General features: G+C 40.4%; 17 protein-coding genes. 4 read left to right on the top strand and 13 right to left on the bottom strand.

Annotation, left to right across the window (positions count from 1 at the left end; genetic code table 11):
• The first annotated feature begins 53 nt into the window (after positions 1-53).
• A complete protein-coding gene (locus ACSVH6_RS07070; protein ID WP_438076948.1) occupies positions 54-485 on the top strand; it encodes an Hsp20/alpha crystallin family protein in 432 nt (143 codons plus the stop codon).
• 49 nt (positions 486-534) lie between these two features.
• Here ACSVH6_RS07070 and ACSVH6_RS07065 read toward each other — a convergent pair whose 3' ends face one another.
• The 7 genes from ACSVH6_RS07065 to ACSVH6_RS07035 form a co-directional block, all read right to left on the bottom strand.
• A complete protein-coding gene (locus ACSVH6_RS07065; protein WP_438076946.1) occupies positions 535-1,083 on the bottom strand; it encodes a hypothetical protein in 549 nt (182 codons plus the stop codon).
• Between the two features lie 68 nt (positions 1,084-1,151).
• Positions 1,152-3,143, bottom strand: coding sequence for an excinuclease ABC subunit UvrB (uvrB, locus tag ACSVH6_RS07060; RefSeq protein WP_438076944.1), 1,992 nt, complete (start codon positions 3,141-3,143; stop codon positions 1,152-1,154).
• Positions 3,144-3,191: 48 nt separating this feature from the next.
• Complete coding sequence (gene nudK / locus ACSVH6_RS07055; RefSeq protein ID WP_438076942.1) at positions 3,192-3,773, bottom strand: GDP-mannose pyrophosphatase NudK; 582 nt, start codon at positions 3,771-3,773, stop codon at positions 3,192-3,194.
• Positions 3,770-4,729 (bottom strand): 23S rRNA (adenine(1618)-N(6))-methyltransferase RlmF, encoded by a 960-nt coding sequence (gene rlmF / locus ACSVH6_RS07050; RefSeq protein WP_438076940.1) that lies wholly within the window; start codon positions 4,727-4,729, stop codon positions 3,770-3,772. Before rlmF ends, nudK begins: the two co-directional genes overlap by 4 nt.
• A gap of 11 nt (positions 4,730-4,740) precedes the next feature.
• Complete coding sequence (locus tag ACSVH6_RS07045) at positions 4,741-5,403, bottom strand: thiamine diphosphokinase (RefSeq protein WP_438076938.1); 663 nt, start codon at positions 5,401-5,403, stop codon at positions 4,741-4,743.
• A gap of 109 nt (positions 5,404-5,512) precedes the next feature.
• Positions 5,513-6,334 carry a DUF4249 family protein gene (locus tag ACSVH6_RS07040; protein WP_438076936.1) on the bottom strand — a complete coding sequence of 274 codons (822 nt, stop codon included), beginning with the start codon at positions 6,332-6,334 and terminating at the stop codon, positions 5,513-5,515.
• A 4-nt stretch (positions 6,335-6,338) separates the two neighbouring features.
• Complete coding sequence (locus tag ACSVH6_RS07035) at positions 6,339-8,717, bottom strand: TonB-dependent receptor (protein WP_438076935.1); 2,379 nt, start codon at positions 8,715-8,717, stop codon at positions 6,339-6,341.
• A gap of 143 nt (positions 8,718-8,860) precedes the next feature.
• Here ACSVH6_RS07035 and ACSVH6_RS07030 point away from each other — a divergent pair, with 143 nt between their 5' ends.
• On the top strand, positions 8,861-9,538 hold the full coding sequence (locus ACSVH6_RS07030) for a hypothetical protein (protein ID WP_438076933.1): 678 nt from the start codon (positions 8,861-8,863) through the stop codon (positions 9,536-9,538).
• A gap of 48 nt (positions 9,539-9,586) precedes the next feature.
• Here ACSVH6_RS07030 and ACSVH6_RS07025 read toward each other — a convergent pair whose 3' ends face one another.
• Positions 9,587-10,810 carry an NADP-dependent isocitrate dehydrogenase gene (locus ACSVH6_RS07025; RefSeq protein WP_438076931.1) on the bottom strand — a complete coding sequence of 408 codons (1,224 nt, stop codon included), beginning with the start codon at positions 10,808-10,810 and terminating at the stop codon, positions 9,587-9,589.
• Positions 10,811-11,283: 473 nt separating this feature from the next.
• Between ACSVH6_RS07025 and secDF the strand changes: the two genes are divergently transcribed.
• Positions 11,284-14,244: a protein translocase subunit SecDF gene (secDF, locus tag ACSVH6_RS07020; RefSeq protein WP_438076929.1), complete on the top strand. Its 2,961-nt coding sequence runs from the start codon at positions 11,284-11,286 to the stop codon at positions 14,242-14,244.
• A gap of 105 nt (positions 14,245-14,349) precedes the next feature.
• On the opposite strand, the gene ACSVH6_RS07015 is transcribed toward secDF, so the two are convergent.
• Together ACSVH6_RS07015 and ACSVH6_RS07010 are read right to left on the bottom strand one after the other, a co-directional pair.
• Complete coding sequence (locus tag ACSVH6_RS07015; protein ID WP_438076927.1) at positions 14,350-14,523, bottom strand: hypothetical protein; 174 nt, start codon at positions 14,521-14,523, stop codon at positions 14,350-14,352.
• Between the two features lie 96 nt (positions 14,524-14,619).
• On the bottom strand, positions 14,620-15,336 hold the full coding sequence (locus ACSVH6_RS07010; protein ID WP_438076925.1) for a hypothetical protein: 717 nt from the start codon (positions 15,334-15,336) through the stop codon (positions 14,620-14,622).
• A gap of 421 nt (positions 15,337-15,757) precedes the next feature.
• Between ACSVH6_RS07010 and ACSVH6_RS07005 the strand changes: the two genes are divergently transcribed.
• Positions 15,758-16,411, top strand: coding sequence for a T9SS type A sorting domain-containing protein (locus ACSVH6_RS07005; protein WP_438076923.1), 654 nt, complete (start codon positions 15,758-15,760; stop codon positions 16,409-16,411).
• 62 nt (positions 16,412-16,473) lie between these two features.
• Here the strand turns inward: ACSVH6_RS07005 and ACSVH6_RS07000 are convergent, their stop codons facing one another.
• The 3 genes from ACSVH6_RS07000 to tsaE form a co-directional block, all read right to left on the bottom strand.
• The gene (locus ACSVH6_RS07000; RefSeq protein ID WP_438076921.1) at positions 16,474-16,848 is read right to left on the bottom strand and encodes a DUF4258 domain-containing protein; all 375 of its coding nucleotides are present in this window, start codon (positions 16,846-16,848) and stop codon (positions 16,474-16,476) included.
• Between the two features lie 66 nt (positions 16,849-16,914).
• Positions 16,915-18,108, bottom strand: a complete 1,194-nt coding sequence (locus ACSVH6_RS06995) for an alanine dehydrogenase (RefSeq protein ID WP_438076919.1) — start codon at positions 18,106-18,108, stop codon at positions 16,915-16,917.
• A gap of 45 nt (positions 18,109-18,153) precedes the next feature.
• Positions 18,154-18,561, bottom strand: a complete 408-nt coding sequence (gene tsaE / locus ACSVH6_RS06990) for a tRNA (adenosine(37)-N6)-threonylcarbamoyltransferase complex ATPase subunit type 1 TsaE (protein ID WP_438076917.1) — start codon at positions 18,559-18,561, stop codon at positions 18,154-18,156.
• Positions 18,562-18,640 lie beyond the last annotated feature (79 nt).

Genomic DNA, 18,640 nt, shown 5'->3' with positions numbered 1-18,640 from the left:
TGTTGATGTTGGTGTGTAATCATTGAATTGTATAACTTTAAAAACATAACATCATGAACTTAATCAAAAGAAATCACACAAACTTTCCATCAATGATGGATGAATTTTTAAAACCGGATTGGTTTGGAGGATTCCAAAATTTCAGTTTGAATACTCCGGCAGTGAACATCAAAGAAACTGATACCGATTTTACCATTGAATTGGCTGCTCCGGGCAAACAAAAAGAAGACTTTAACATTGAAGTGGATAACAAAGTGTTGACCATCTCTTCTGAGGCTAAGAACCAACACGAAGAAACCGATAAAAACGGTCGTTATACCCGCAAGGAATTCAGCTATTCCGCTTTCAAACGCGCGTTTACGTTGCCGGACACCATTAACGAAAACGACATCAAAGCCAACTACGAAAGTGGCGTGTTGCACATCCAACTTCCCAAACGCGAGGATGCCTTACCAAAGGCCAAACGTTTGATTGATATTATGTAAGCAGTAGCATTAGATAAAAAAACGCCTCCATTAGGAGGCGTTTTTTTTTTTATTGAGGCTTGGCAATCGATGCCAAAAGTTGATGCAATTCTTCATATTCTCCCGAAAGGCCAAAATCTTCGGTAGGATATCGGGATCCCATAATCCAGCTTTTTTTACAATCAAAACAAATTTTAGCGACTCCAATGACTTTGTCTTTTTTTCTGAAAATTAAAACGTCAGTATAAGTAGGGGAATTGGTCTTGGTTTCAGTTGCCTTTGTTTTGGGTTGATGTACAGAGAACAATTGGGCGATTTGCGGATTTAGTTTCGCGTCAATGCTGTATTTTTCAAAAGAGAGCAATTCCATATTTTTGATAAACAAAGTGTCAATGGTACTTACCGGAATCCGTCCCCTTATAATTTGCAGGAGGCCCTCTTCTTTTCTGGTCTTATCTTGCTTCATGACTATAGAATCAGTCTCGTTAGCACTGATGCCGGTATGGTAATATTCTACTTTGTCAAAAATAAAAAACGGCATTTCACCATTTACTGGTTTTTCTTTTTGGTTGCAGGCTGCCAGAGTTAGGCAAAGCACTATCATAAAACTTTTTTTCATGGGAAATGGATTTTAAGTAAGAATCTGGTTGAACGTGAAGCTAAGATACAAAAAAAGTGAACAGCTGGCTAGTCGAGTTTTTTTTGCAATGCCTGAATTTCATCGCGCAGCTTAGCAGCCTGCATAAAGTCAAGGTCCTTCGCCGCTTTTTCCATGGCTTTTCGGGTATCCCGGATTTTCTTTTCAATCTCCGGTTTGGACAAATACAAACTTTCCGGTTCAGCGGCCTTGGCAATTTTATCTTCAAAATATTGAGTAGAAACCGAGTTGCCGCTCAAGGCATTGCCTAAACTTTTATTCAAAGCTTTTGGGACCAAATTGTTTTCGGCATTGTAACGCATTTGTTTCTCGCGACGATAATTGGTTTCGTCTATGGTTTTCTGCATCGAAGCGGTAATTTTGTCCGCATACATAATCGCTTTTCCGTTTACGTTTCGCGCGGCACGGCCTACAGTTTGAGTTAACGAGCGATGACTGCGCAAGAATCCTTCTTTGTCGGCATCTAAAATAGCGACCAATGATACTTCGGGCAAATCCAATCCTTCCCGGAGTAAGTTCACTCCAATCAGTACATCAAACAATCCTTTGCGCAAATCCTGCATGATTTCCACACGCTCCAACGTGTCCACATCGGAATGAATATAACGACAACGAATGGATACTTTGGTTAAATATTTGGTCAATTCTTCCGCCATTCTTTTGGTCAGGGTAGTGACCAAAACACGCTCATCTGCTTCACATCGTACCTGAATTTCTTCGATTAAATCGTCAATTTGATTCAGACTCGGGCGCACTTCTATGATGGGGTCCAATAACCCGGTAGGACGAATCACCTGCTCCACATAAATTCCCTCCGATTTTTGCAATTCGTAATCTGCCGGTGTGGCTGAAACATACACCACTTGGTTTTGCATGCTTTCAAATTCTTCAAACTTCAGCGGACGGTTGTCCATGGCTGCCGGCAATCGGAAACCGTATTCTACTAAATTTTCCTTTCGGCTTCGGTCGCCGCCATACATCGCATGCACTTGTGAAATGGTAACGTGGCTTTCATCAACGACCATCAAGTAATCATCGGGGAAATAATCCAACAAACAGAAGGGCCGTGTGCCGGGAAGACGACGGTCCAGGTATCGGGAATAATTTTCAATTCCGGAGCAATAGCCCAGTTCGCGAATCATTTCCAAATCAAAATTCGTGCGTTCTTCCAACCGTTTGGCTTCAAGATGTTTTCCGATTTCCTTAAAATAATCGACTTGTTTGACCAAGTCCTGTTGGATTTCCCAAATGGCTGCCTGTAACACATCAGGGGAAGTTACAAACATATTGGCGGGATATATATTCAGCTTTTCGTAACGCTCAATCACTTTGGAAGATTTGGCGTCAAAGGCTTCAATTTCTTCAATTTCATCGCCAAAAAAATGTACACGAAACGGTTCGTCTGCGTAACTCGGAAAAATCTCTACGGTGTCACCTTTGATTCGAAATGTTCCCGGAGTGAATTCGGCCTCGGTTCTGGAGTATAAACTTTGGACCAAACGGTGTAGTAATTTGGTCCGTGAAATCATTTGGTTCTTTTCTATGGCAATTACGTTTTTTTGAAATTCCACCGGATTTCCTATACCGTATAAGCAGGAAACCGATGCCACGACCAATACATCTCGACGTCCCGAGAGCAGGGCAGAGGTAGTGCTCAAACGCAGTTTCTCTAATTCGTCATTGATGGACAAATCTTTTTCAATAAAAACTCCGGTAACAGGGATATAGGCTTCGGGTTGGTAATAGTCGTAATAGGAGACAAAATACTGTACGGAATTGTTGGGGAAGAATTGTTTAAATTCTGAATACAACTGTGCTGCCAGGGTTTTATTGTGCGCCAAAACCAAAGTCGGTTTTTCGACTTCCTGAATCACATTGGCCATCGTAAAAGTCTTTCCCGAACCGGTTACTCCCAGTAAAGTTTGATATTTTTCACCATTGTTGATGCCCGTGACTAATTTGTCAATGGCCTGCGGTTGGTCACCGGTAGGTTGGTATTCGGATACGACTTGGAATTTCATTTTTACAGCAGTAAAAGTTCAGATGGGTAAAGATAAGAAGAAAGGTTTCTAAATCAAACCATTGATTTTAGCGTATTGTAAGAGCATAATCGTTTTGGCATCTTTTATTTCTCCGGAAGCAATCATACCGTAGGCTTTGTCAAAATCGAGCTCCAGTACTTCAATGTTTTCCTGTTCTTCCTGCACTCCTCCGCCATCGTTTACTTTCATGGCTGTGGTGTATTCGGCAATGAAAAAGTGGACAATTTCGGTTACAGAGCCGGGTGACATGTACACTTCAAACACCTTTTCAACTGCCGAAATCTTATAACCGGTTTCTTCCTCGGTTTCCCGACGGATGCATTCTTCCGGGTTGTCTTTATCTAATAATCCGGCACAGGCTTCTATCATCATGCCGGTTTCGTTACCATTGACATAAGTTGGCAAACGGAATTGACGGGTCAGGATTACGGTTTTAGAATATTTATTATATAACAAAATAGTAGCGCCATTGCCCCTGTCATACGCTTCGCGCGATTGGGTTTCCCAATTGCCGTCTTTTTTCAGGTAATTATAAGTGATTTTCCGAAGCGTGTACCAATTGTCTGAAAGGATTTCCGTTTTCAGGATTTCTATTTTTGAATTACTCATGTGTTTAAAGTAGTAATAAAATCTTGTTGTTGTTGGGGAGAGAGAAATGTCCAGGCGACGATTCGGCTTATTTTTTGGCCTTGCGCCATGTCGATGGTTTTGATTTCCGCAGCGCCCACTTTATTCAGCAGTTTATAAATTTTGGGAAGATTTTCTTTTTTTGAAACCAAAGTGGTGAACCACAAACACTGCATCGGATACTTGACACTTTCGTAAATCATTTGTGTGAGGAATGCTAATTCGCCGCCTTTGCACCACAGCTCTGCATTTTGTCCGCCAAAGTTCAGCAGTGCTTTATTGGTTTTAACCGGGTGGAGTGCGTTGACTTTTCGTAAAGCACTTTTCTCCGCCTCTTCGGCCGAACTGTGAAAAGGAGGGTTACACATGGTGAAGGCAAATTTGTCTTCGGGTAAGATGATGTTCTTAAAAATAAAACGACTTTCAATTTGCAGTTGAAGGCTTACAGAGTTAATTAATTTTGGATTATGGGCTATGATTTTTTTACAGTTTTGCAGTGCTTTTTCATCGATATCGGTTCCGACAAAACTCCAGCTGTAAACCGAATTCCCTATGATCGGATAAATGGCATTGGCGCCAATACCAATGTCTAAACCCATCACTTTTTCACCTTCCGGAATGACTCCGTTATTTGTCGAAGCCAATAAATCGGCGAGGTAATGAATGTAATCCGCTCTACCCGGAATGGGAGGACAAAGAAAACCGGTGGGAATGTCCCACTTTTGGATGCCGTAATGGGTGATCAGAAGTGCTTTGTTCAGTGCTTTTACCGCATCAGGATTACCAAAGTCAATCGTTTCCTTTTGATGTTCGTTGAAAAATACAAAGTCCTTCAAATCAGGACAAGTTTTTACCAATGTTTCAAAATCATATTGAAACCGATGTGCATTTCGTGGATGCAAGCCTTTTTTTTCGGTGGTATTTGGAGTTTTTTTCAAAGTGTTTTGGTTTAATCCCAACATTCCATTAATAATAAATCGCCGTCAGCATGCATGATGGAAACGATGCCGTCAGCGGTGACATGATTGCTGCTTCCGGTGCGGTAGCCTATAGTTAAGTCTTCGTTGTCTAGTGAGTAAAAAAGATTTTTGGTAGTAATTCCCGTCACTTTTCCGATAGGGATTAACGATAAAATAGTGTCAGCCGTATACCATTTTTCAAAAGAATTAGGAAGTAAAAATACTTTCGAATGGTCGTCCAAAATCACGACTTTCAGTTTGTTGCGATAGGCCACAATATTGGTCAGGTTGGTGATGGTGTGATCAGCTCGTCTTCCGGTGGCCCAGATGACATTGGCGGCTTTGTGTCCTTTTTCGATTAAATAATCAAAGGCTTTTTCCAAATCAGTTTTGTCCTGATTCGGTGCAAATACGATTTCAATGGGATATTGTTTGTCCTTGTAGTAGGCGGCATCAAAACCTCGGTCAAAATCACCTAACAGTACATCAACTTTGATTCCCAACTCCAATACCCGTTCAATGGCTGAATCCAATACAATTACCAAAGGGGACCATTCGAGTAATTGACCTAATAATTCCTGACTACAGGCTTCGCCGTTAGCAATGATTAAGGCCGGTTCCTGGTCGTCGCGAACGATGTGATGTGAAGACATTTGAAGGATGCAGTTAAAAAATTAGAAGTACGAAGTTGGAATTGTAAAAGTAAATAAAAAACTTCGCATTCCCACTTCGTACTTCGTATCTCTGACTTTGTGTTTTTGTTTATTGGATTGTATAATGCCTTACATCGGTTTCCGAAACATTGAAATACCCCAAGGCATAATTGTCCGGATGTGTTTGATTGATGATATTTCCTCTGACGGTGGCTGGTGGTGTTGAAAAAGGGCCATTGCTTCCTCCGGAGATTAAAATCAATTTGCTCATGTATTCAAAATAGCGTTTAGAAACCCCATAAATAGTGATGTCGAGAGTGTCACCGCTGGCCATATCTTCATCAGTATAATAGCCAAAGAATTCATTGCCCTGAAAGAATTCATCATCACTTACGTCATAAAAGGAGATGGCATTTCCGCTGGCTTTGTAGCGGAATAAATAATAGTTGTTTGCATCTCCGGGATCAGTGAAAAAAGTTTTGATTTCGATGTCATTCCCCGAAAATCCTCCTTCGTTGTTTTGGGTAACCGCAGTAATTGGAGATACGCTTTTCAGGGTCTCGGTAGCCGTGTAGGTTTCGCCGTTCAGGATTACCGTCAAGACATAGGTCTTGTCAATTTCAGGAATAAAGGTGTGGCATACATACAAACCGGAATTAGCTTCCTCTTCGCTAAAGTTAAAGGTCACATTATCGCTGTTGGTGACAAAAACCAAAGCTCCTGAAACTGTTGGAATGTTTGTGTCATAATACCCGGTAGTGGTAGACAATTTTATTTTTTGTTCATTGCCCGGCGTTCCTTTTTGCCATTGCAATGAGCCGCTGATTACCAAGCGCGGTGCGGCAGTATCTAAATCAACCTGTACAACATCTTCACAACTTGTGAGTAAAAGAGCGAAGAGAATGGCAATGATATAATTGAATTTTTTCATGATATTAAAATTTAAAGTTATAACTAACACCTGGTACTACGCCGAAAATGGAAAGACGAATGGCTTCGTTGGCTCCGGTATCCATGTTTTGTCTGAAGGAAATGGAAGCGGCATTTTTGCGGCCATACACATTATAGAGACTGAAGACCCATTCGCTCTGCCATCCTTTCTTCTTATTTGGTTTTGGGGTATAAGTTGCAGATAAATCCAAATGATGGTAAGCAGGCAGTCGGTCTCCATTGCGCAGCCCATAAGTAGGGATGGTAATTGCTTCATCACCTATACCATACTGATATTGTCCGTTAGGATAGGTGACCGGTTGTCCGGATTGTAATACAAAGTTGGCACCAAAAGTCCATTTAGGGTTTAAAATATAAGAGCTTGTAACCGATAAATTGTGTAATTTATCGTAGCCTGAATTGTACCAACTGCCGTTGTTGATTCCGGTTTCGGTAGCGTCTCGTCCCGGTGTTCTTTGTTGTGATTTTGACAAGGTATATGAAATCCAACCGTTCAGTTTTCCGGTATTTTTTCTCAACATCACTTCTAAACCGTAGGCACGCATTTCACCGTTTAAAATGACCTGTTCTATGGCTTCGTTGGCAATCAAATCGGCTCCGTCTATGTAATCGATACGGTTCTTTACTTTTTTGTAAAAGGTTTCTACTTCCAAGGAATAGTTGTCGTCTTTGAAGTTTCGGAAATAACCTAAAGCCACCTGATCTGAAATTTGAGGCTTGATGAAATTATCACTTGGGGTCCAAACATCTAATGGTGTTGGAGAAGCCGTATTGGATATCAATTGCAAATACTGGGTCATACGGTTGTAGCTGGCTTTGATTGATTGGTTTTCGTTTAGCTGATACGAAGCGGCAAAGCGTGGCTCCAAGTTGTCAAAACTTTCAATGACTTTATTGCGGCCGTAATATTTGGTGTCAATGGGAGTTCCTTTCTCATAAATTTGTAAATCGTGATTGAAGACAACAGCCTGATTGTTTTCATAAATATTGACCGTTGAACTCCCCAAACGATAAAACTGACTGAAGCGCAGCCCATAAGAAAGCGATAGGTTTTTGTTTATTTTTTGTTCGGCATCAATATAGAGTGACGGTTCAAAAGCATATTTCTTTTCGAGTTGTTTGTGATTAATACCCGATTGGGAATCGGAAGGGTCAATTGTCCCCGGATTGAAATCGTAATAAATACCGCTTAGCCCGTAATTCAACTTAATTTTGTCGGTGATATAATGTTTGAAATCGTATTTGAGGTTGTAATTTTTGATGCCCGAATTCCATTTGAAGGCCAGTAAATTCAAATCCAAACCGTAGTAGTAATCGCTGTAAATAGCGGAAAGATTAGAAAATAATTTGTCTGAAAAAAGATGATTCCAACGAAGGTTCAGCGTGGCGTTACCATAAATATTGGTAAAATTCCCATTCCAACTGAAAACATCCCGGCCAAAATAACCGGACAGATACATGTTATTGTTGGCATTCAGTTTGTAATTTATTTTGGTATTTAAATCATAGAAATACACAGAGTTCTTATTGTCAGACAATTTCAGAAATAAGTGTGCGTAAGATCCTCTTCCGGCAAAAAGGAAAGAACCTTTGTCTTTTACCAGAGGCCCTTCTGCCAGCAGGCGACTCGAGATTAAACCGATTCCGCCATTCATACTGAATTGGTTGCTGTTTCCATCCTTTTGATAGATATCTAAAACCGAAGAAATTCTACCGCCAAAGCGAGACGGAATACCTCCTTTGTACAACTTTAAGTCTTTAATGGCATCCGGGTTGAAAACCGAAAAAAAGCCAAAAACGTGCGAAGAATTGAAAATGGTCGCTTCGTCTAACAGAATTAAATTCTGGTCGGCACCGCCTCCACGAACATTGAAGCCTGATTGTCCTTCGCCTGCATTGGTGACACCGGGTAAGGTGAGCAGTGCTTTCAATACATCAACTTCACCCAGGACTACCGGTATTTTTTTAATGGTGGCAGTCGAAAGTTTGTTGACGCTCATTTCCGGTTTTCGAATATTCGTTGCTTTTTTTTCGGTAATGATAACTTCATCTAATTGTTGACCGGCTTCCGTCATCAGGAAGTTTTGTTTGATGTCTTTGGTTAAAACAATGGTTTGCTCAACGGTTTCATAACCGATGTAGCTGATTTGGATTTTGTAGGTTCCTTTGGGAAGCGTGATGGAATAAAAACCATATTCATTGGTTGTGATTCCTGTTTTACTCTCGGGGATGGACAGATTGACCCCGATTAAGGTTTCGTTGGATTTGGAATCTGAAATAGTACCACTAAGCGTAAACTTCTCCTGCGAAAAGGCAAAAGCAGTCGCGAATAGCAATGCTAAAAGAATAATTTTTTGTTGCATGTGATTGATGATTTTTATTTTTGATTGTGCGTTTGACGTTAATGGTTTAGAATTGTTACGAATGATTTGTTAAGCTTTGGTTAATTAGAAAGTTTTTATATCAAGAATTTGAATACTTTTACAGTGTTTATCACGGATTAGAGATGAAAAAAAATAATTTGTTTTTTTTATTATTGCTATTGGCTTTTAAGGGATTTTCTCAATTTGAGACCCCTAAACGTAAGGTGAATATTGCCCCGGTGAGTAATAGTTCGGGAAGCATTTCACCTACCTCTTCCAGAGCCATAACCTATCCGAGTATTTTTGATAAAAAAGATAAATTGTTGCAAAACGTTTCGCTGCTCAACAAAAAGCCGGAAGAAGAAAAGAGTGTGATGGAGAAAGAACAATTTGCCAGTGCTTCCAAAACGTATACCGATAATATGAACCGAAAGAGTAATGACGGGGCTATTTTGGAACGTTATAAAAGCGATACCTATTTAGGAGAATTTAAAGTAGGAACTCAAATTATCAAAATTGCCTGTCGTGATCATGAAGCTCCCGATGGAGATGTTGTTCGTATTTGGCTTAATGATAAGGTAGCTGTAGATGCTATTTTATTGGATGAAAACTTTAGCGAAGTGTTTTTAGAACTCAAAGAGGGAATCAATAAAATTGAAGTGGAAGCAATGAATCAAGGAGAGTCGGGACCTAATACCGCACAATTCGTAATTTTTGATGAAAGAGGAGGGATGGTTACTACCAACAAATGGAATCTGACTACCGGGGTCAAAGCCAAGCTCATTATTCTGAAAACCAAAGATATTTTAGAAAAACAATAAAAAAAGCGACTCAGTTGAGTCGCTTTTTTTAAGTATAACCTTTATGGATTATGCTAATTTTTTATCCAAGTTGGTTTTCAAAGCCTGAAGGAAATCTTCCGTAGATAAATAGTCAGCTTCAGTTAAACCTTCCGGTTTTACCAACATGGCTAAGTCTTTGGTCATTTTTCCGCTTTCTACCGTTTCAATACAAACTTGTTCTAAAGCATTACAGAAATTGATTAACTCTTGATTGTTGTCTAATTTTCCTCGGTGCTCTAAACCGCGAGTCCAAGCGAAGATAGACGCAATTGGGTTGGTTGATGTTTTTCTGCCTTTTTGGTGTTCTCTGTAGTGACGGGTTACAGTTCCGTGTGCAGCTTCCGCTTCAACAGTTTTTCCGTCCGGAGTTACCAATACCGAAGTCATCAAACCTAATGATCCGAATCCTTGAGCTACCGTGTCTGATTGTACATCACCATCGTAGTTTTTACAAGCCCAAACAAATCCGCCATTCCATTTCATAGCCGAAGCGACCATGTCGTCGATTAATCGGTGTTCGTAAGTAATGCCGATAGCATCAAATTGCGCTTTGTAGTGTTGTTGGTATACTTCTTCGAAGATATCTTTAAATCTACCGTCGTAGGCTTTTAAGATGGTGTTTTTAGTGGAAAGGTATAAAGGCCATTTTTTAGTCAATGCCATTTGGAAAGACGAGTGAGCAAATCCGTAAATGCTTTCATCGGTGTTGTACATAGACATGGCTACACCGTCACCTTTAAAGTCATACACTTTCCATTCCGTAGTTTCACCGGCCTCGTTGGTAAATGACATGGTCAGGGTTCCTTTTCCTTTAATTACTTTATCAGTGGCTTTGTATTGATCACCAAAAGCGTGACGGCCAATAACGATAGGTTTTGTCCAGCCTTGTACATAACGAGGAACATTACTCATGATAATCGGTTCACGGAAAACGGTTCCGCCTACGATGTTACGGATGGTTCCGTTAGGCGATTTCCACATTTCGGAAAGGTTAAATTCTTTTACTCTTTCTTCATCGGGTGTAATGGTGGCACATTTAATCCCTACATTGTATTGTTTAATTGCTTCGGCACAATCAATGGTAATTTGGTCTTTGGTAGCTTCGCGGCTTTCTATTCCCAAATCATAATATTTGATGTCCAAATCCAGGTAAGGTAGGATTAATTGTTCTTTGATGAAGCTCCAAATGATTCGTGTCATTTCATCGCCATCGATTTCTACCACCGGATTAGCTACTTTAATTTTTGCCATATTGTTGAGGTTTTATTCCGCTGCGCTTGAATCCCATTTGATAATGTCTGCAGGACATTTTACTCTTGTTATCCAATGCCTCGGGTGTTGTTAGATTTTAATTTTTTTTGCGACGACAAATATAATTAATATGACAGAAATTTGGTTGTTAGCATCAACGAAATCGATTGATTTACGAAATTGCTATTTTTGAAATAAAAAAATAAGGTTATCACAATTTTACGATTCTAATTTTAACTATTCTTTAATAATAGTTGCCAAATGATAATGGCATGTTTTTCGGCTTTATTTTTTTTGATATTAATTCGCAAATAATTGGTTAATCTTGTATAGAATTATATATTTGCACGTTTCTTAAAAAAACGGATTTGTTGTAAATTCAATGCTTTAGCTCATAATGTTTTGAATTTCAATGATTTTGTTTTTTTAACAACAACAGATTGAAAACAAAAATTAATTAATTTTTAGTAATAATGCAGAATAAAGGACTAGTTAAATTTTTCGCAATTCTATTTGCTTTGGTGAGTATTTACCAACTTTCTTTCACTTTTGTGGCCAACAAAGTAAAAGAGGACGCTAAAGTTTTTGCAAAGGGAAACCCTCAGAAAGAAGTAAAATATCTTGACTCTATAGGAAAAGAGAAAGTTTTTCTTGACTTCTTTACGTACAATGAAGTAAAAGACAAACAAATCAATAAAGGGCTTGACCTTGAAGGGGGAATCAATGTGATTCTTCAAATTTCGGTTAAAGATGTGTTGGTACAGTTATCTAACAACTCTAAAAACCCGATTTTCAACAAAGCTTTAGAAGATGCTAAGAAAAATCAAAGAGGGAACCAATCGTACCTTGATGCATTCTTTGAGGCTTTTGATGCTAACAAAGGAACTACAAAATTAGCTTCTCCTGATATTTTTGCGAACCGTAATCTTCAAGGGGTAGTAGACTTCAATATGTCTGACGACCAAGTGAAAAAGGTATTGGCTAAAAAAGTAGACGAGTCTGTAGAATCAGCTTTCGGAGTATTGAGAAGCCGTATCGATAAATTTGGAGTTACCCAACCCAACATTGCGAAACTAGGTCAAACCGGTAGAATCTTGATTGAGTTACCGGGTGCCAAAGATGTGGATCGTATCAAGAAATTAGTTTCCAGCAAAGCAGAATTGGAATTCTGGGAAACGTATAAAGCCGAAGAAATGATGGGCTTCCTGCAATCGGCTAACGAAGCTTTGAAAGCTACCGTTAAAAATGATGTGCAAACAGAAACTGCTAAGCCAAAAGATACGCTTTCTAAATTATTATCTGATAAAGATAAAGACACTACAGCTGCTAAAAAAGGAAACAATCCGTTGTTTGATAAATTCATCTCTCAGGGAGGTGGACCGGTTTTATTGATTGCTGATGTGAAAAACGTTGACGTAATCAACGAGTATTTGAAAAGACCGGAAGTACTTTCGTTATTGCCTGCCGATAAAAGATATGCCAAATTCGTTTGGGGTAAACCGGTAGTGAAAGTGGACGAAAAAACGAAAAAAGAAACAGAAACTGTTGAATTATACGCCTTAAAAGGAAACCGCGATAACCAAGCGCCAATGAGTGGTGGTGTTATTGTGGATGCCAGAGATTCATTTGACCAAATGGGTAAACCATCGGTAACGATGCAAATGAACGGTGCAGGAGCTAAAACCTGGGAAGAATTAACCGGTAGAGCTTTTACACAAAAAAGTTACATTGCTATTGTATTGGATGACGTAGTATATTCCGCACCGGGTGTGTCTTCAGGACCTATCTCGGGAGGAAGATCTGAAATTTCAGGAAACTTTGAAGTATCAGAAACCAAAGATTTAGCGAACGTATTAAGAGCAGGTAAATTACCGGCTGAAGCTGAAATCATCCAGTCAGAAGTGGTTGGACCGTCATTAGGAGAAATTGCAATTCACGCCGGTTTGATCTCTTCTATCGTAGGGTTGTTGATGGTATGTTTGTGGATGGTATTCTATTACGGTAGAGCAGGTTGGTATGCTAATGCTGCTTTGTTGTTGAACTTATTATTCTTATTTGGTGTAATGGCCAGCTTCGGGTTCGTATTGACCTTACCGGGTATTGCGGGTATCGTATTGACTTTAGGTACAGCAGTAGATGCGAACATCATTATCTATGAAAGAGCTAAGGAGGAATTACGCGAAGGCAAGTCATTAGGAGAAGCGGTTGTTACTTCATACGGATGGAAAGGTGCGATGCGTTCTATCATTGATGCGAACGTAACTCACGTATTGACCGGAACTATCCTATTTGTATTCGGTACAGGACTAATCCAAGGTTTTGCTTTAACCTTATTGATTGGTATTTTCACATCCTTGTTTACTTCTATCTTTATTGCCAGAATCTTTATCGACAGAGATATTGCGAGAAACAGAGAATTGACCTTCACTACCGGATTAACTAAGAGCTGGTTCACCGGTTTCCACTTTGATTTCGTGGGCATTAAGAAATGGTCTTACTTATTCTCTTCCGTAGTTGTTATCGGAAGCTGTATTTCATTCTACTTTAACGGATTGGATGAGGGTGTTGATTTTGTGGGAGGAAGAACTTTCCAAGTGAAATTTGAAAAACCGGTTGAATCTACTAAGGTATCTGATGAATTGTCTGCGATTTTCGGAACTACCGTTGAAGCTAAAGTTTTTGGAGATGACGACCAGTTAAAATTGACTACCAAATACAAAATCAAAGAAGAAGGGGTTGAAGTTGACAAAGACGTTAACCAAAAATTATTTGATGGTTTGAAAAAATACTACGGTCCGGGAATGACGTATGATAAATTCATCAATTCATACGACGGTAAAAAAGTAGGGGTATTGCAGTCTTCTAAAGTAGGAGCGGCTATTTCTGCGGATATCAAAACCAATTCCTTCTGGGCGGTTATCGGAGCGATGCTTGTAGTAGGTTTGTACCTTGTGATTTCTTTCCGCAAATGGCAATATTCATTAGGCGCTTTGGCTGCAGTAGTACACGACGTTATCTTTGTATTGGGTGTTTACTCTGCGTTGTACAAATACATGCCATTCCACATGGAGATGGATCAACACTTTATTGCGGCGATCTTAACGGTAATCGGGTACTCGATGAATGATACCGTAATTGTATTTGACCGTATCAGAGAGTTCTTGGCCGGAGACCGCAAAGGACACTTTAAAGATATTGTAAATGCTTCAATTAATACAACCTTGTCAAGAACTTTGAATACGTCATTGACGATGATTATGGTATTATTAATCATGTTCATCTTTGGTGGTGAGTCTATCCGAGGGTTTATCTTTGCGATGTTGATTGGTATTATCATTGGTACTTACTCTTCGTTATTCATTGCTACGCCGGTATTGGTGGATACGATGAAAGAAAAAGATATCGAGGAAATCGAAAAAAGACACGGAAACTAATTCATAGTTCATCGTATATCAAAAAGGGCAGCCGAAAAGGTTGCCCTTTTTTGTTGGTAACAATTGCACCGTCGGGGTCTACCCGAAATTTTTCTCTGTAAGGTTTCACACTCCTCCGACATGGTCTAACACTCCCCCGACATGGTTCAACACTGGGTCGACATGGTCTAACACTCGGTCGTCACGGTCTAACACTCTCCCGACATGGTCTAACACTGGGTCGTCATGGTTCAACACTCGGTCGTCATGGCTTAACACTCTACCGACATGGCTTAACACTGGGCCGTCGTGGTCTAACACGCTTGTTTTGTTTGGGTACAAAAAAAAGAGTTTCAGAAATGAAACTCTTGGGTTTTACTTTTAGTGTTGTAGCGGTTATTCTCTTGGTCGTGAGAATACCAAATTGCTTATTTGCCGGTATTGCGGGGAGTTGGCTCCGAAGATAGATTTGATGTAGTTTTTGACTTCCTGCACGGTGTCGACCAGTCCGTTATCGGGTTCGTAGAGTTCTTTGTTTCGTGCTATCAAGGCATTGCTGTAGGGAACGATGGTGTTTCTGACGGCAGTATTGGCTGTTAGCAGTTGGTCGCGGAGGGTTTGCATGGCTGTTGTTTTCAATTCCTCTTCATTGGGATTGTAGGAGGGTTCGTTTTGGGCTAAAGCTATTAGTTCTTCGAAGGTATCCACCAGTCGGTCGTAGCTTTGCTGAGAGACTGAGATTTGATTTTCTTCGGGTGTGGGTGTGGCTTCGGGCGCTCTTTTTCCGGTAATTTTACGGATTAGGGTTCGGGCGTCTTTTATGACCGTGGCGGGTGCCTCTTGGGCAATCAGGGCATTGATTATTCGGGTGGTGTAGGGTTTGAGGGGCTTGAAAAGCAGTTGTCTTGTTCCTGTGGCTGCGTCAAAGGGTACTTTGGTGTCTTTGACGGCTTGGAGTTTCAGGTTGGCTTTGGAGAGTTTGTCCTGAAGGCTTTCGATTTTCAGGTTGGCATTTGCAGGATTGTAGCTGGTGCCGTAGCCGATGCAGTAGGCGATAAGGGTTTCAAAGTTGGCTACGTTTTTTGCGTGTCCGGTTTCAGATGTTGAGTTCATAATATCCTAATTTATTTGTTGGTCGTGAACTATTTCACAATCAAGTTCTTACAAAAGTCTTGCCATAGTTTGTAAGATAAGTGCTGAATATTTTTTTAAAGCGCTGTAGGCCAGAGACGGCAAGGGTTTTCATTTTTATTTTTTTTATTTTGTTTCATCCATTATGTACGAAAATCATCATATTGCCTCGTGAAAAATCCCCGTTGTTGAGGATTTTTTGAGTTTTGCATTTTTAGGTTTAGCACTTCATTTGAAAGCTTTTTTTTGAAGAGAGATACCTTAGCCGAATTAGAAAGCAATTAAAAATCCTATATTTGAATACAAGTGAATTTCCTTTTCAGGATTTTATACTGTTGCTTTAGGGTGTTACGGACAGATAAGAGCCGTTAAAACAGTAGTTCAATTATAAAAACATAGTGTCATGAAATTACAATTATCATTGTTGATTCTTACTCTTTCTATTGGGGTACAATCCTTTTCACAGCAAGTAACAGGAGTTGTTATGGGTACTGTTTTTAACTATACAGCACTCTCTGAATCGTCTCATAGTTTTAGTTTTACTACTTATTTCAGTATTGGTTCGACTGATTGTCCTCCTTTTGCTTCTGCTATCTCTTTTTCAGACGATACGATGTTTGTTACAGCCACTTATGATATTTGTGGGTTTTGGCCACAGCAAGGTTGTGCCCGAAATGATGTTGTTCCTTATAATGATGTTATTCCTGCAACGATTCAGCATATTGTAATGTTGACCAATGTAATTACCTGCCAAACAGGAACACCAACGCTGGTTGAAAACGTTTACAGCAGGACGTATGATGTGAACTTAAGCACCGACACTTTTGTAAAGAATGGGCTGCGTATTTATCCTAATCCGGCCAGTAGTGTGCTAACGGTAGCCACAAACGAGCCGGTTGTTGTGGATATGATTGTGGTTACGGATTTGTTGGGTAAAACCCTGTTAGAGCAATACGATTCTAATAGCATTGTTATTGAGAGTTTGCCGAAAGGGATGTACTTTATAGCGGCTTATAGTGACGGACAAAAAAAGGTGTCACAGTTTGTCAAGGACTGATGTTTAAGCAAGATGGGTAAACTTCTTTTAAACGAAAAGGTGGTCTTGGACAGACCACCTTTTTATTTTTTAATAATGTTCTTCAGCACCGCTTTTTCGGGATAATTGATGACCTCGAGGGTGATTTCTTTATTTTTTTTGGTTTTTCCGTAGATGATGTATCGTTTTCCGCCTTCGGCCGGGATGTTGCTTTTGTCAAAATCGACATCGCCATAGGTAAGTGTGTTTTTGACATCGGCGGTATCGACCCAACTTTCACTCAGACGGCGAGAAGCTTCAGTGTCGTATACAAAAGGTTTGTTGCGAATGTCGTTCAAAACCCGGGCATTGGGGAAATAATTGCATCGGGTATCTTTACCGCTCAGTACGGCGGCTACAAAAAACGACCCGATAACCAGACCCACTAAATAGTAGGCAAAACGTTGGTAAAACTTCATGATTGATTCATTTTGGGCAAAAGTAATCAATGTTCTATAGTCCGAAAATTTATCAGGCCATTTATTTTAGAAAACAATCAAATTAATATCATTATCGGGCAGGTTGAACCAATCGCCGATGGCTTTGTTGGTTAAAATGCCGTGATAGAGGTACACGCCGTTTTTCAATCCTTTGTTGCAGCGAATGGCGCTTTCGAGTCCGCCGTCTTCGGCTATCTGCAACAAGTAAGGCGTAATGATATTGCTGATGGACAGCGAAGCCGTCTTGGAATAGCGCGACGGGATATTGGGCACGCAATAGTGAATGACGTTGTTTTTGATGTAGGTAGGTGATTCGTGGGTGGTGACTTCCGAGGTTTCAAAGCAACCGCCGGTATCGATACTTACATCAACAATCACGGCTCCTTTTTTCATGTGTTCTACCATGGTTTCGGTTACGACTACCGGGCAGCGGTCTTTGCCGCGCATGGCACCAATGGCGACATCACATCGGCGTAGGGCTTTTAGTAATGATTTGGGCTGAATGGTAGCGGTAAAGATTCTTTGGTTGAGATTGTTTTGCAGTCGGCGCAGTTTGGTAATGGAATTGTCAAATACTTTGACGCTGGCTCCCAGTCCCAGTGCTGTTTTGGCGGCAAACTCGCCTACGGTTCCGGCTCCCAGGATTACTACATCGGTAGGAGGGACACCGGTAATGTTGCCCAAGAGCAAGCCTTTTCCGAATTCGTTGTTGATCATCAGCTCGGCAGCAATCAGCACCGAAGCGGTACCGGCAATTTCGCTTAGGGATTTCACCGCGGGATAAGAACCGTCTTCGTCTTTGATGTATTCAAAGGCTAAAGCGGTGACTTTCTTTTTCATCAAAGCTTCGAAGTAGGCCGTTTTTCGGGTCTTTAATTGGATGGCCGAAATGACGATGGTATTTTGGTTGACCAAAGCAATTTCTTCCATGGTTAACGGCTCTACTTTTAGGATGATGGGGCAGCCTAATACTTTTTTGACGTCTTTGGTAATGGTGGCTCCGGCATCGCTAAACTCTTTGTCGGTATAGCTGGAGCTTAAACCAGCCCCCGATTCAATCATGACTTTATGACCGTGGGAAGTCAGTGAATTTACGGCATCGGGAGTCAAACAGATGCGTCGTTCCTGGTAGGATGTTTCTTTGGGAATGCCTATAAAAAGTTCACTTTTATGACGATATACTTCCAGTTTCTCTTCCTGTGGTAAAAGTTGTTGCTTGGTGAAAGGGGTGATGGCCATGCTTTGTAATTGTAATTTTGCTCCAAATTACAAAAATTTATTCAATTAGGTGATTGTTAATCGTCTTTTACCCTCCACCGTTTGTGTCAGCTGAACGACTGAGTGTTGTTCGGGAATGAGGTTTGGAATTTTTTCAGCCCATTCGATAAAGCACCAATTTCCGGAGTAGAGATATTCGTCAATGCCCATGTCCAGCGCTTCTGCCTCGGATTTTATTCGGTACACATCAAAGTGGTAGACGTATTGATGCTGGTTGGTTTCGTATTCATTAACCAAGGAAAACGTGGGGCTGCTGGTAGCATCCTGTACACCCAATTCTTTGCAAAGGGCTTTGATTAATGTGGTTTTGCCTACACCCATAGGGCCATGAAAAAGAATGACTTTGTTTGGGTTTTCGGCGATTATTTTTTGGGCAACCTCTTGTATTTCGTCAATTGAAAATAGGATTTCCATTGGTATTTGCTTTTCTGATATTAGATAAAACGTCCTTGCGGCTGCCGGCTTTGTTGCTACAACTTTCTGCCGGACTGTT

The organism is Flavobacterium sp. XGLA_31 (assembly GCF_051547105.1).
GTDB lineage: Bacteria > Bacteroidota > Bacteroidia > Flavobacteriales > Flavobacteriaceae > Flavobacterium.
This window is presented reverse-complemented; position numbering and strand designations above follow the sequence as displayed.